The 12,408-nt window shown below is 68.0% G+C and carries 22 protein-coding genes; all 22 read right to left on the bottom strand.

Annotated elements, in window-relative coordinates:
* Positions 1 to 19 precede the first annotated feature (19 nt).
* Positions 20 to 418, bottom strand: a complete 399-nt coding sequence (gene rpsH, locus AB5J49_RS28780) for a 30S ribosomal protein S8 (RefSeq protein ID WP_007384075.1) — start codon at positions 416 to 418, stop codon at positions 20 to 22.
* A 213-nt stretch (positions 419 to 631) separates the two neighbouring features.
* Positions 632 to 817, bottom strand: a complete 186-nt coding sequence (locus AB5J49_RS28775; RefSeq protein ID WP_003948630.1) for a type Z 30S ribosomal protein S14 — start codon at positions 815 to 817, stop codon at positions 632 to 634.
* Positions 818 to 822: 5 nt separating this feature from the next.
* Positions 823 to 1,380, bottom strand: coding sequence for a 50S ribosomal protein L5 (rplE, locus tag AB5J49_RS28770; RefSeq protein WP_020135807.1), 558 nt, complete (start codon positions 1,378 to 1,380; stop codon positions 823 to 825).
* Positions 1,380 to 1,703: a 50S ribosomal protein L24 gene (gene rplX / locus AB5J49_RS28765; protein ID WP_030046380.1), complete on the bottom strand. Its 324-nt coding sequence runs from the start codon at positions 1,701 to 1,703 to the stop codon at positions 1,380 to 1,382. Before rplX ends, rplE begins: the two co-directional genes overlap by 1 nt.
* 2 nt (positions 1,704 to 1,705) lie before the next feature.
* Positions 1,706 to 2,074: a 50S ribosomal protein L14 gene (gene rplN, locus AB5J49_RS28760; protein ID WP_003998823.1), complete on the bottom strand. Its 369-nt coding sequence runs from the start codon at positions 2,072 to 2,074 to the stop codon at positions 1,706 to 1,708.
* Between the two features lie 102 nt (positions 2,075 to 2,176).
* Positions 2,177 to 2,464 (bottom strand): 30S ribosomal protein S17, encoded by a 288-nt coding sequence (gene rpsQ, locus AB5J49_RS28755; protein ID WP_046263523.1) that lies wholly within the window; start codon positions 2,462 to 2,464, stop codon positions 2,177 to 2,179.
* A complete protein-coding gene (gene rpmC, locus AB5J49_RS28750) occupies positions 2,464 to 2,688 on the bottom strand; it encodes a 50S ribosomal protein L29 (RefSeq protein WP_010036720.1) in 225 nt (74 codons plus the stop codon). The genes rpsQ and rpmC overlap by 1 nt, the downstream gene beginning before the upstream one ends.
* Complete coding sequence (rplP, locus tag AB5J49_RS28745; RefSeq protein WP_004927269.1) at positions 2,688 to 3,107, bottom strand: 50S ribosomal protein L16; 420 nt, start codon at positions 3,105 to 3,107, stop codon at positions 2,688 to 2,690. The genes rpmC and rplP overlap by 1 nt, the downstream gene beginning before the upstream one ends.
* 5 nt (positions 3,108 to 3,112) lie before the next feature.
* Positions 3,113 to 3,937 carry a 30S ribosomal protein S3 gene (gene rpsC / locus AB5J49_RS28740; protein WP_062023386.1) on the bottom strand — a complete coding sequence of 275 codons (825 nt, stop codon included), beginning with the start codon at positions 3,935 to 3,937 and terminating at the stop codon, positions 3,113 to 3,115.
* Positions 3,937 to 4,284 carry a 50S ribosomal protein L22 gene (rplV, locus tag AB5J49_RS28735; protein ID WP_062706767.1) on the bottom strand — a complete coding sequence of 116 codons (348 nt, stop codon included), beginning with the start codon at positions 4,282 to 4,284 and terminating at the stop codon, positions 3,937 to 3,939. Before rplV ends, rpsC begins: the two co-directional genes overlap by 1 nt.
* A 44-nt stretch (positions 4,285 to 4,328) precedes the next feature.
* Entirely contained in the window at positions 4,329 to 4,610 is a 282-nt protein-coding gene (gene rpsS, locus AB5J49_RS28730; protein ID WP_007494770.1) for a 30S ribosomal protein S19, read from the bottom strand.
* A gap of 12 nt (positions 4,611 to 4,622) precedes the next feature.
* Positions 4,623 to 5,459: a 50S ribosomal protein L2 gene (gene rplB / locus AB5J49_RS28725; protein ID WP_369171702.1), complete on the bottom strand. Its 837-nt coding sequence runs from the start codon at positions 5,457 to 5,459 to the stop codon at positions 4,623 to 4,625.
* A gap of 40 nt (positions 5,460 to 5,499) precedes the next feature.
* Positions 5,500 to 5,919 carry a 50S ribosomal protein L23 gene (gene rplW / locus AB5J49_RS28720; protein WP_369171701.1) on the bottom strand — a complete coding sequence of 140 codons (420 nt, stop codon included), beginning with the start codon at positions 5,917 to 5,919 and terminating at the stop codon, positions 5,500 to 5,502.
* On the bottom strand, positions 5,919 to 6,575 hold the full coding sequence (gene rplD / locus AB5J49_RS28715; RefSeq protein WP_369171700.1) for a 50S ribosomal protein L4: 657 nt from the start codon (positions 6,573 to 6,575) through the stop codon (positions 5,919 to 5,921). Before rplD ends, rplW begins: the two co-directional genes overlap by 1 nt.
* Positions 6,576 to 6,583: 8 nt before the next feature.
* Positions 6,584 to 7,228, bottom strand: a complete 645-nt coding sequence (rplC, locus tag AB5J49_RS28710; RefSeq protein WP_062706771.1) for a 50S ribosomal protein L3 — start codon at positions 7,226 to 7,228, stop codon at positions 6,584 to 6,586.
* A gap of 17 nt (positions 7,229 to 7,245) precedes the next feature.
* A complete protein-coding gene (gene rpsJ, locus AB5J49_RS28705) occupies positions 7,246 to 7,554 on the bottom strand; it encodes a 30S ribosomal protein S10 (protein ID WP_003948644.1) in 309 nt (102 codons plus the stop codon).
* A 405-nt stretch (positions 7,555 to 7,959) separates the two neighbouring features.
* The gene (gene pqqE, locus AB5J49_RS28700; RefSeq protein WP_369171699.1) at positions 7,960 to 9,078 is read right to left on the bottom strand and encodes a pyrroloquinoline quinone biosynthesis protein PqqE; all 1,119 of its coding nucleotides are present in this window, start codon (positions 9,076 to 9,078) and stop codon (positions 7,960 to 7,962) included.
* Positions 9,075 to 9,347 (bottom strand): pyrroloquinoline quinone biosynthesis peptide chaperone PqqD, encoded by a 273-nt coding sequence (gene pqqD / locus AB5J49_RS28695; protein WP_369171698.1) that lies wholly within the window; start codon positions 9,345 to 9,347, stop codon positions 9,075 to 9,077. The genes pqqE and pqqD overlap by 4 nt, the downstream gene beginning before the upstream one ends.
* A complete protein-coding gene (pqqC, locus tag AB5J49_RS28690) occupies positions 9,344 to 10,066 on the bottom strand; it encodes a pyrroloquinoline-quinone synthase PqqC (RefSeq protein WP_369171697.1) in 723 nt (240 codons plus the stop codon). Before pqqC ends, pqqD begins: the two co-directional genes overlap by 4 nt.
* 8 nt (positions 10,067 to 10,074) lie before the next feature.
* The gene (pqqB, locus tag AB5J49_RS28685; RefSeq protein WP_369171696.1) at positions 10,075 to 10,974 is read right to left on the bottom strand and encodes a pyrroloquinoline quinone biosynthesis protein PqqB; all 900 of its coding nucleotides are present in this window, start codon (positions 10,972 to 10,974) and stop codon (positions 10,075 to 10,077) included.
* A gap of 8 nt (positions 10,975 to 10,982) precedes the next feature.
* On the bottom strand, positions 10,983 to 11,123 hold the full coding sequence (pqqA, locus tag AB5J49_RS28680) for a pyrroloquinoline quinone precursor peptide PqqA (RefSeq protein ID WP_369171695.1): 141 nt from the start codon (positions 11,121 to 11,123) through the stop codon (positions 10,983 to 10,985).
* Positions 11,124 to 11,170: 47 nt separating this feature from the next.
* On the bottom strand, positions 11,171 to 12,325 hold the full coding sequence (locus tag AB5J49_RS28675) for a sorbosone dehydrogenase family protein (RefSeq protein ID WP_369171693.1): 1,155 nt from the start codon (positions 12,323 to 12,325) through the stop codon (positions 11,171 to 11,173).
* Positions 12,326 to 12,408: the final 83 nt, after the last annotated feature.

The following is a 12,408-nucleotide window of genomic DNA, read 5'->3' as shown; positions in this document are numbered from 1 at the left end:
TTTCCTCCGTTCCCTTCCGCTACCAGACGTAGGCGAGGACTTCCCCACCCACGCCCTTCTTGCCGGCCTGCTTGTCGGTCAGGAGACCGTGCGACGTGGAGATGATCGCCACGCCGAGGCCACCGAGGACCTTGGGCAGGTTGGTGGACTTCGCGTAAACCCGGAGACCGGGCTTGGAGATCCGCTTGATGCCCGCGATGGAGCGCTCACGGTTCGGGCCGAACTTCAGCTCGAGAACGAGGTTCTTGCCGACCTCGGCGTCCTCGACCTTCCAGCCCGTGATGAAGCCCTCCTGCTGGAGGATCTCCGCGATGTGAGACTTGATCTTGGACGCCGGCATCGTCACGGAGTCGTGGTATGCCGAGTTCGCGTTCCGCAGACGCGTAAGCATGTCTGCGATCGGATCAGTCATGGTCATGAATTGGCCTTCGGCCTCTCTCGCCGGGGTTTCCTGGTGCGCCATCCCTCTCCCCGATCCGAGACGGGACGGGTGCGGCGCGGTGGACCTACGGCGTAGTAAGTCGTACGGGCGCGACAGGCGCCCAACCCCACTAGCCTAAGCCATGCGGGGGTGGGCCCCTGTCCACCCAGATGCTTACCGAGAGCTTCAGGAATCCCTAAAAAACAGGGATTACCAGGAGCTCTTGGTCACGCCCGGCAGCTCGCCACGGTGAGCCATCTCACGAAGGCACACGCGGCACAGGCCGAACTTGCGGTACACGGAGTGGGGACGGCCGCAGCGCTGGCAGCGCGTGTAGCCACGCACGCCGAACTTGGGCTTGCGAGCAGCCTTCGCGATCAGAGCCTTCTTCGCCATCTCGCTCACGCCTCCTTGAAGGGGAAGCCGAGGTGACGAAGGAGCGCACGGCCCTCAGCGTCGTTGGTCGCCGTGGTCACCACGGTGATGTCCATACCCCGGGTGCGGTCGATCTTGTCCTGGTCGATCTCGTGGAACATGACCTGCTCCGTGAGACCGAAGGTGTAGTTGCCACGGCCGTCGAACTGCTTGGGGGACAGACCACGGAAGTCGCGGATGCGCGGCAGCGCGAGCGACAGGGTGCGGTCCAGGAACTCCCACATGCGGTCGCCACGGAGCGTGACGTGGGCACCGATCGGCTGACCCTCACGCAGCTTGAACTGCGCGATGGACTTGCGGGCCTTGGTGACGGCCGGCTTCTGACCGGTGATGGTGGTCAGGTCGCGGATCGCGCCCTCGATCAGCTTCGAGTCACGGGCGGCGTCGCCGACACCCATGTTGACCACGATCTTGACGAGGCCGGGGATCTGCATGACGTTCTCGTACTTGAACTCGTCACGCAGCTTGCCCGCGATCTCCTCGCGGTACTTCGTCTTGAGACGCGGAGTGGTGGTGGTAGCCATCAGATGTCCTCACCCGTCCGCTTGGCAACGCGGATCTTGTTGCCCTCGTCGTCGAAGCGGTAACCGACACGCGTGACAACCTTGTTGCCGTCCTTCTCAACGACCAGCTGGACGTTGGAGACGTGGATCGGCGCCTCGGTCGTGACGATGCCACCGGCCTGCGAACCCTTGGCGGTCGGGCCGGCCTTGGTGTGCTTCTTGACCCGGTTGACACCCTCGACCAGGACACGCTCGTCGCGCGGGTAAGCGGCAATGACCTTGCCCTGCTTGCCCTTGTCCTTGCCGGTGATGACCTGGACCAGGTCGCCCTTCTTGATCTTCATGCTTACAGCACCTCCGGAGCCAGCGAGATGATCTTCATGAACTTCTTCTCGCGCAGCTCACGCCCGACCGGGCCGAAGATGCGGGTGCCGCGAGGGTCGCCGTCGTTCTTCAGAATGACGGCGGCGTTCTCGTCGAAGCGGATGTACGAGCCGTCCGGACGGCGGCGCTCCTTGACGGTGCGAACGATGACCGCCTTGACGACGTCACCCTTCTTCACGTTGCCACCGGGGATCGCGTCCTTGACGGTGGCGACGATGACGTCACCGATGCCCGCGTAGCGGCGACCGGAGCCACCGAGCACACGGATGCAAAGGATTTCCTTCGCACCAGTGTTGTCGGCGACGCGCAGTCGCGACTCCTGCTGGATCACGTCTATCTCCTGTTTGTCTGCCGGTTCCCGGCAGGGGCCTCAGTTACGAGAGCCCCTGCCGAGCCTGGCGGAACTGACCTGCGGGGTTTGCTCCGCAGGAAATTACTTGGCCTTCTCGAGGATCTCGACGATGCGCCAGCGCTTCGTCGCGGACAGCGGCCGGGTCTCCGCGAGGAGGACACGGTCGCCGACGCCCGCAGCGTTCTGCTCGTCGTGGGCCTTGAGCTTGTTGGTACGGCGGATGACCTTGCCGTACAGCGCGTGCTTGACGCGGTCCTCGACGGCGACGACGACGGTCTTGTCCATCTTGTCGCTGACGACGAGACCCTCACGGGTCTTGCGGAAGCCGCGGGCCTCTGCAGTCTGCTCAGTCACGTTGCTCTCACTCATCAGGCGCTCTCCACCGTCTCGATGCCCAGCTCGCGCTCACGCATCAGGGTGTAGATCCGCGCGATGTCCTTACGGACGGCCTTGAGCCGACCGTGGTTCTCGAGCTGACCCGTCGCCGCCTGGAAGCGGAGGTTGAACAGCTCTTCCTTGGCCTCGCGGAGCTTGTTCAGCAGCTCCTCGTTGCCCAGCTCGCGCAGCTCGGACGCCTTGGTACCGGCCGACATCACGCTTCACCTGCCTCGCGCTTGACGATCCGGCACTTCATCGGCAGCTTGTGGGCTGCGCGAGTCAGAGCCTCACGGGCGATCTTCTCGTTGGGGTAGGACAGCTCGAACATGACCCGGCCCGGGTGCACGTTCGCGATCCACCACTCCGGAGAACCCTTACCGGAACCCATGCGGGTCTCGGCAGGCTTCTTCGTCAGCGGGCGGTCCGGGTAGATGTTGATCCAGACCTTGCCGCCACGCTTGATGTGGCGGGTCATCGCGATACGGGCCGCCTCGATCTGGCGGTTGGTCACGTACGCCGGCGTGAGGGCCTGGATGCCGTACTCGCCGAACGCAACCGTCGTACCGCCCTTGGCCTGACCACGGCGCTTCGGGTGGTGCTGCTTGCGGTGCTTGACCCTACGGGGGATCAGCATGACGGTCAGGCCTCCGTTCCGGTGCTCTCAGCCGGAGCGGCGGCGGGAGCCTCGGCCTTGGGGGCCTCGGCGCCGGCAGCCTGCTGCGGCTTGCGACCGCGCCGCTCGCCACCACGGCCACCACGGGCCGGGCGGTCGGCACCGCCACCGCGAGCCGGGCGGTTACCCGCACGGGCGGCAGCGTTCTCGGCGCGGACCTCGGCGATGTTCTTGACGTCGCCCTTGTAGATCCAGACCTTCACACCGATGCGGCCGAAGGTCGTCTTGGCCTCGAAGAAGCCGTAGTCCACGTTCGCGCGGAGCGTGTGCAGGGGCACGCGGCCCTCGCGGTAGAACTCCGAGCGGGACATCTCGGCGCCGCCGAGGCGGCCACCGCACTGGATCTTGATGCCCTTGGCGCCGGCCTTCATCGCCGACTGCATGCTCTTACGCATGGCGCGGCGGAAGGAGACGCGGGAGGAGAGCTGCTCGGCAACGGCCTGGGCAACCAGCTGAGCGTCGGTCTCGGGGTTCTTGACCTCGAGGATGTTCAGCTGGACCTGCTTGCCCGTGAGCTTCTCGAGGTCACCGCGGATGCGGTCGGCCTCGGCGCCACGGCGGCCGATGACGATGCCCGGACGAGCGGTGTGGATGTCCACCCGCACGCGGTCACGGGTGCGCTCGATCTCAACCTTCGAGATGCCGGCGCGCTCCATGCCGGACGTCATCATCCGACGGATGGCGACGTCTTCCTTGACGTAGTCCTTGTACAGCTTGTCGGCGTACCACCGGGACTTGAAGTCCGTGGTGACACCGAGCCGGAACCCATGCGGGTTAACCTTCTGGCCCATTACCGGGTTCCTTCCTTGCTGGCGACGACCACGGTGATGTGGCTGGTCCGCTTGCGGATCCGGTAGGCACGGCCCTGGGCACGCGGACGGAACCGCTTCAGGGTCGGGCCCTCGTCGACGTACGCCTCGCTGATGAACAGCGAGGTGGCGTCCGGGTGGTCGTAGTTGTGCGCGGCGTTGGCGATGGCGCTGTCGAGCACCTTGCCGACGGGCACGGAGGCTGCCTGCGGAGCGAATCGCAGAACAGCCTGAGCCTCCGTGGCATCCATGCCACGGATAAGGTCCACCACGCGGCGGGCCTTCATGGGCGTAACGCGGATGTACCGCGCCTGGGCCCTGGCTTCCATGGTTGTCCCTCTCAGTTACTTACGTGTCTGAATGCGATCCGCTACTAGCGGCGCTTCGACTTCCGGTCGTCCTTGACGTGGCCCCGGAAGGTGCGCGTCGGCGAGAACTCGCCGAGCTTGTGGCCGACCATCGACTCGGTGACGAACACCGGGATGTGGGTCTTGCCGTTGTGCACCGCGAGCGTGTGGCCGAGCATGGCCGGCACGATCATGGAGCGACGGGACCAGGTCTTGATGACGTTCTTGGTGCCGGCTTCGTTCTGGACTTCCACCTTCTTGATCAGGTGGTCGTCGACGAAGGGCCCCTTCTTGAGACTGCGCGGCATCTAAACCCGCTCCTAGCGCTTCTTGTTCGTCTTGCGGCGGCGGACGATGTACTTGTTGCTCGCCTTCTTGGGAGCACGAGTACGACCCTCCTTCTGACCCCACGGGGAGACCGGGTGGCGACCACCGGAGGTCTTGCCCTCACCACCACCGTGCGGGTGGTCGACCGGGTTCATCGCCACACCGCGCACGGTCGGGCGAACGCCCAGCCAGCGCTTACGTCCGGCCTTGCCCCAGTTGATGTTGCTCTGCTCGGCGTTGCCGACCTCGCCGACCGTGGCGCGGCAGCGCTGGTCGACCAGGCGGATCTCACCGGAGGGCATGCGGAGGTGGGCCATCGTGCCCTCCTTCGCGAGCAGCTGCACGGAGGCACCGGCGGAGCGGGCGAACTTGGCGCCGCCACCGGGACGGAGCTCGATCGCGTGGATCGTGGTACCGACCGGGATGTTGCGCAGCGCCAGGTTGTTGCCCGGCTTGATGTCGGCCCCGGGACCGTTCTCGACGCGGTCACCCTGCTGCAGGTTGCGCGGGGCGAGGATGTAGCGCTTCTCGCCGTCGGCGTAGTGCAGCAGCGCGATGCGCGCGGTGCGGTTGGGGTCGTACTCGATGTGCGCGACCTTCGCCGGCACGCCGTCCTTGTCGTGACGACGGAAGTCGATCACGCGGTAGGCGCGCTTGTGGCCACCGCCCTGGTGGCGGACGGTCACACGACCGGAGTTGTTACGGCCACCCTTGCTGTGCAGGGGGCGGACCAACGACTTCTCCGGCGTGGACCGCGTGACCTCGACGAAGTCGGCGACGCTGGAGCCACGACGGCCCGGCGTAGTCGGCTTGTACTTGCGGATTCCCATTTCTCAGTCCTCGTCCGATATCGGACGATCCGGACCGCCCTTAGGCGGTCGGACCGCCGAAGATGTCGATACGGTCGCCCTCAGCGAGGGTCACGATCGCGCGCTTGGTGCCCGCACGCTGGCCGAAGCCCGTGCGGGTCCGCTTGCGCTTGCCCTGGCGGTTGATCGTGTTGACCCCGGTGACCTTGACCTCGAAGACCGTCTCGACGGCCTGCTTGATCTGGGTCTTGTTGCTGCCCGGGGCGACGACGAACGTGTACTTGTTCTCGTCGAGGAGCGCGTAGCTCTTCTCGGACACGACCGGCTTGATCAGGATGTCACGGAGGTCCGTGAACGCCTTGCTCGCCGGCGTGACGACGGTGTTCTTGCCCTCGGCGGCGTGGCGACGCGCCTTGGCGACGCGAGCGGCCTTGGCCTTCTTCGCGGCCTTGGAGGCAATAGCGGGGTGACGGATAGCCATCAGGCCTCGCTCCCTTCGGTGTCAGTGGCCTTCGGGCCCGACACGAAGGACTCGAACGCGGCCTGGGTGAAGACCACGTCGTCCGAGACGAGAACGTCGTACGTGTTCAGCTGGCCCGGCTCCAGGATGTGGACCTGGGGCAGGTTGCGGGCGGACAGCCACGCGGCCTCGTCGGCGCGCTCGACGACCAGGAGCAGGTTCTTGCGCTCGCTGATCTTGCCGAACAGGCTCTTGGCGGCCTTCGTGGACGGGTTCTCGCCCTCGATCACGCCGGAGACGACGTGGATGCGGTTGTTGCGGGCCCGGTCGGTGAGGGCGTGGCGCAGGGCCGCGGCCTTCATCTTCTTCGGGGTCCGCTGCGAGTAGTCACGCGGCACGGGACCGTGCACGACGCCACCACCGGCGAACTGCGGCGCGCGGGTCGAACCCTGACGGGCGCGACCGGTGCCCTTCTGGCGGTAAGGCTTCTTGCCACCACCACGGACCTCGCCACGGGTCTTGGTCTTGTGCGTGCCCTGGCGGGCAGCGGCCAGCTGTGCGACGACGACCTGGTGGAGCAGCGGGACGCTGATCTTCTCTACGTCGAAGATCTCCGCGGGGAGCTCGACGGAACCGGCCTTGTCGCCCGCCGGCGAAAGGATGTCAACAGTGCTCATCGGTTACCTCAGGCCCCCTTGGCCGCGGTGCGGACCAGGACGAGGCCGCCGTTCGGACCGGGAACCGCGCCCTTGATGAGCAGCAGACCCTTCTCCGCGTCAACGGCGTGGACGGTCAGGTTCTGGGTGGTGACCCGCTCGTTGCCCATGCGACCCGCCATGCGGAGGCCCTTGAACACGCGGCCCGGGGTGGCGCAGCCACCGATGGAACCGGGAGAGCGGTGCTTGCGCTGGGTGCCGTGACCGGCGCCGAGGCCCTTGAAGTTGTGACGCTTCATGACACCGGCGAAGCCCTTGCCCTTGCTCTTGCCGGTGACGTCGACCTTCACGCCGGCCTCGAACACCTCGGCGGTGACTTCCTGGCCCAGCGTGTACTCGGAGGCGTCCGCGGTGCGGATCTCGACGAGGTGACGACGGGGGGTGACGTCGGCCTTGGCGAAGTGGCCCTTGAGGGGCTTGTTCACCTTGCGCGGGTCGATCTCGCCGAAGGCGATCTGGACCGACTCGTAGCCGTCGACGTCGTTCGTACGGACCTGGGTCACGACGTTGGGGCCGGCCTTGACGACGGTGACCGGAACAACACGGTTGTTCTCGTCCCACACCTGCGTCATGCCGAGCTTCTCGCCCAGGATGCCCTTGATCTGCTTAGCCATTCTCAGATCACCAGCCCTCAGAGCTTGATCTCGATGTCGACACCGGCCGGGAGGTCGAGTCGCATCAGAGAGTCAACGGTCTTGGGGGTCGGGTCGAGGATGTCGATCAGGCGCTTGTGCGTGCGCATCTCGAAGTGCTCGCGCGAGTCCTTGTACTTGTGCGGCGACTTGATGACGCAGTACACGTTCTTCTCAGTGGGCAGCGGCACCGGGCCCGCGACCGACGCACCAGTGCGCGTCACCGTCTCGACGATCTTCTTCGCCGAGGAGTCGATGACCTCGTGGTCGTAGGCCTTGAGCCGGATGCGGATCTTCTGTCCCGCCATGGCTACTCAGTAGTCCTGTCTCTCTAACGCTCTGGAACCTGGTGTTCCTGTCCCTCTTCTCCGACCCACGCGGTCGGGTGTGTCGCGCTCTCACTGACACAGATGCCCCTTGTTCGGACATCCCTTGCCGGGGAGCACGGCCCTTCCGGAACCGCAAGCCGGGGGCGAGGAGGCCCACCGGGTGCCTGGCCGGTGCTGCACTGACACTTCCCGAAAGATTCCCGTACGTCCGCCCCAGCGCTGCCTTACGGCAGTTAGGGCGACGAGTACTGTGGGACTCGCTTCCGGTCCTCCCGGCGGGAGGCGCGCAGCATCAACACTCGACCGAGCAACTCGGACAGTCTGCCATATGGGGCAGGGGGCTGGCCAATCGAGCCGGAGAGAATACCCCGAGGGTGACGTAGGTCAAACCCGGGCGGCCGCGCCCCCGGATCGGCCGGGTACGCGCCGCCTGATCGGAGCCGAAGCCTCCGCACTGTGGTCCGCCAGCGCCCGGATCACCCCGTGGTCCGGGGACAACCGGCAGGCGGGGTCCGTACGGGCGGCGTCGCCGGTGAGCGCGTACGCCTGGCAGCGGCAGCCGCCGAAGTCCTCCTCGCGGCGGGAACAGCTGCGACAGGGGTCGGCCATCCAGTCGGTGCCGCGGTAGCGGGTGAACGCCCCGGAGTGGTCCCAGATCCAGTCCAGGGGATGGTCCCGGACGTTCGGGGGGTCCAGGTCGGGCAGCGCGGCCGCGGCCGGACAGGGCAGGACCGTGCCGTCCGGGGTGACGGTGAGCGAGACCGCTCCCCAGCCGCCCATGCAGGGCTTGGCGACCCCGTCGAAGTAGTCGGGCACGACCCAGACCAGCTCGGGACCCGTGGAGAGCCGGTCCCGCCACCGCTCGACGGCGTCCCGGGCACCGGCGAGCTGGGCGCGCGTCGGGAGCAGCGCGGTGCGGTTGAGCAGGCCCCAGCCGTAGAACTGGACGTTGGCGAGCTCGATGCGGTCCACGCCCCACGAGACGCCCAGCTCGATCAGGGCGTCGATGGCGTCGAGGTTCTCGCGGTGCAGGACGACGTTGAGGCCGAGCGGGAGCCCGGCGGCGCGTACGAGCTGAGCGGCCCGTTCCTTCTCGGTGAACGACCGGCGTCCGCCGATGCGGTCCGACGCGCGTGGGTCGGCGTGCTGGACGGACAGCTGGACGCTGCGCAGTCCGGCGGAGGCGAGCGCGTCCAGCCGGGTCTGGTCCAGGCCCACGCCGCTGGTGACCAGCTGGGTGTAGATGCCGGCGGCCTCGGCCGCGGTGACGATCTGGTCCAGGTCGCGGCGCAGCAGCGGCTCGCCGCCCGAGAGATGGGTGTGGACGACGCCGAGCTCGCCCGCCTGGCGCATCACGTCCGTCCACTCTCCGGTGGTGAGTTCGCGCGAACGGCGCGTCAGCTCAAGGGGGTTGGAGCAGTAACCGCAGTGGAGCGGGCAGGCGTGGGTGAGTTCGGCCAGCAGGGCCCAGGGGCGGGCGGGCGACGGGTCGGCAGCGGTCATCGGAGCCAGCCCTCCTCGCGCAGCCGCTCGAGAAACGGCGGGACGTCGGTGGCCACCGGGGCGCCGGGAAAGCGTTCGGCCAGTTCGGCGAGGATCTCGCGCACGCCGCGGCTGCCGTCGCACAGGCCGACCACCGCGGCGGCGGAGCCTGTCAGGACGCCGACGCGCTCCGGGAGGAGCAGCAGGTCGGCGTCGCGTACGGGGTCGTGCCGACGCACGATGGCGGGGGCCAGGACGGGCCGCCAGTCGGTCCCGGCCGGCCCCGTCACTCCTGCTCCCGGCGGCCCGCGCGGTCGACGGCGTCCAGCAGCGACCACAGCACGTCGCACTTGAAGCGCAGCGCGGCCACGGCACGCTCCTGGTCGTCCCGGCCGCGGGCCCAGGTCAGCACCAGGTCGAGAGCCTCCCGGCTGTCGCGCCGCCCCTGGGAGACACGGGCACGGAAGTAGGCGAGGCCCTCGGGTTCGATCCACGGGTAGTGGCGTTCGAAGGCGTCTATGCGGGTGCGCATGAGGTCCGGGGCGGACAGCTCGGTGAGGGAGGCGGCGACGGCTTCGAGGGGGGAGCCGAGCCGGCAGAAGTTGACGTATCCGTCGACCGCCAGTCGTACGCCCGGCAGCACGGAGTCGGCGCGCACCAGCGTGTCGCGGTCCAGGCCGGCCGCCTCGCCGAGCCGCAGCCAGCGCTCTATGCCGCCTTCGCCGTCCTGCGGCCCGTCGTGGTCCTGGATGCGGCGCAGCCACATCCGGCGCAGCTCGGGGCTGTCCAGCTTGGCGGTGATCAGGGCGTCCTTGACGGGGATGTGGCGCTGGTAGTGGAAGCGGTTGACGATCCAGCGGCGGAGGTCGTCCGGGCTGAGATCGCCGCTGTGCATCCGGATGTTGAAGGGGTGACGGTGGTGGTAGCGCTCCTCCCCCACCGCGCGCAGCCGGGCCTCGAACTCCGCGTGGCTCCAGGGCTCCGGAAGCGGGGCAGGTCTCGTGTTCACAGCTGTGCTCAAAGCTCGATCACCATCCCGTCGTGCGCCACCTCGATGCCCAGCCGGGCGACCCGCTTGTGCTCGGGAGCCGCGGGGTCGACGAGGGGGTTGGTGTTGTTGAGGTGCGTGTACAGGCGCCGGGCGGGGAGGGAGGCGAGGCGGTCGGCCGTGCCACCTGGTCCCTCGATGGGCAGGTGGCCCATGCCGGTGGCGGTGCGGGAGGAGATGCCGGTACGGCGGGGCTCCTCGTCGTCCCAGAAGGTCCCGTCGACGATCACGCAGTCGGCCTCGGCGGCGGCCTGCTGGAGGCGGTCGGGCCAGGCGGCCAGGGCGGGCGCGTAGAGCGCGGTCGTGCCGGCGGACGGGTCGTACAGGCGCAGCGCGACGACCCAGGCATCGTCGTCCGGGTCGTCGGCGGCGTAGCGCGGGCGCTTGCCGGAGACCGGGATGCCGCTGATCTGGAGGCCGGACGGCGCGCGGTCCAGCGGCTCGGCGCCGCGAAGCGGCAGCTCCCGCCAGGTCACGGAGGTGTACGGCGCCAGTACGTCGCCGAGGCGCAAGCGCTCCAGCAGCGCCCGGCGGACCGGGGCCGTCGCCATCAGCTCAAGGCGGTCCGCCTCGCGCAGGCGTGCGATGCCCAGGGTGTGGTCGAGTTCGGCGTCGGTGAGGAGCACGCCGGCGATCGGGGTCTGGCGGGGGCCGGGTCCCGGGTGGAGCTCGGGGTGGGATTCGATCTGGTCGCCGAGGTCGGGTGTCGCGTTGACGAGGTACCAGCGGCCCTCGGCTGTCCGTACGGCGAGCGAGGCGTGCCGGCGGCGCCGGTGCGGGTGGGGGCGTGCCCCGGAGCATCCAGGGCACGCGCAGTTCCACTGGGGGATGCCGCCGCCGGCGGCGGTGCCGAGTACCAGCAGCAGCATGGCGACGGCTAGCGGTTGCTGAGGGAGTAGGCGGTGACCTCCAGCGCGGTGTCGACGACCTCGTAGGCGGGGGCCTGCCAGGTGGCCTGGTCCGTCTCCTTCGAGGAGGTCTGCTCGACGGGCTTCAGCTGTTCCTTGGTTTCGTTCATCGGTCGTACGTCCTTTCCCGTTGCGGGGGTGGGGTACTTGGGGGGGGTTACTTGATGCGCACGCGGAGGATCTTGTCCTTGCCGTTGCCAAAGCCGGTGGTCCCCAGCCACAGTTCGTTCGCGCCGGGCACCTTCGCGAGGGCGCGCAGCCGGCCGTGCTGGCCGGCGAAGAAATGGCTCATCGTGCCGACGCGCTCAGCATTACCGTCGATCGGCGCGCGCCAGAGCCGCTGGCCTCGGAGCGACGAGATGTAAATGACGTTGTTCACGACCGCGAGCTGGGCGGGCGTGCCCTGCTCCGGTGTGGTGGTCGCCTTCGGGTTGGTCACGCCCTGGGCCGTGCAGTGGCCTTCGCAGGTGGGCCAGCCGTAATTGGCTCCGGGCTTGATCAGATTGAGCTCGTCGTACTTGGCGTTACCGATTTCCACTGACCACAGCCGGCCGTTGCGGTCCCACGCCAGGCCTTGCGGATTGCGATGGCCGTAGCTGTAGATGTGGTTGCCGAACGGGTTACCGGGGGCCGGAGCGCCGGTCTTGGTGATCCGGAGGATCTTTCCGTTGAGGGATTTCTTGTCCTGCGCGAGATTCGGTTGCAGGGCGTCGCCGGTCGAGACGTAGAGGTATCCGTCGGGACCGAAGGCGATCTGGCCGCCGTTGTGCTCCAGGTCGCTGTGCCGGATTCCGGTGAGTATCGGCGTGTAATCGCTGAGCGATCTGCCGTCGTAGCTCATCCTCACCACCCGGTTCCCGGCCTTCGTGGTGTGGACGAAGAACACGCGCTTGTCCGACGTGCCGTTCCAGGTCGGTGACACAGCGACACCCAGCAGCCCGACGGCGCCTTGCGCGGCCACGTACGGCAGCTCGCCGACCAGCTTCTTGGAGCCGTCGCGGTCGAGGCGGTGGACCTTGTAGGAAAGGTGTCCCGTCACCAGCGCCGAGCCTCCGCCCGGCAGGAAAGCTATGCCCCAGGGCCTGGTCCAGCCGTTGGAGAACGGGCTGGCGCCAGCCGGTGTGCCGCCGTCGCGGGAGGCCATGGCAGCACCCGTGGCCGCGGTGGCAGCGGACGGTGCGTCGCCTGCCGACGCCGGCTGCGACAGGCCGGCCGCCAACAGGGTCGAGGCCGCTGCGAGCGTGGCTATGCAGTACCGGGACGGATGCCGCACCCAGCGGCCTGAATACCCCATGTCGACGCCTTTCTTCATTCCTCGAGTGAGCCGTCGTGCTGCGGCTGGAGTCCGCGCCGCTCTGCACAGCAATCTCTACGAGATGTGACCGACCTGCCACA

Origin of the sequence: Streptomyces sp. R28 (genome assembly GCF_041052385.1) — a bacterium.
Taxonomy (GTDB): Bacteria; Actinomycetota; Actinomycetes; order Streptomycetales; family Streptomycetaceae; genus Streptomyces.
Note: the sequence above shows the minus strand (reverse complement) of the source record. Positions and strands in the feature narration are given on the sequence as shown.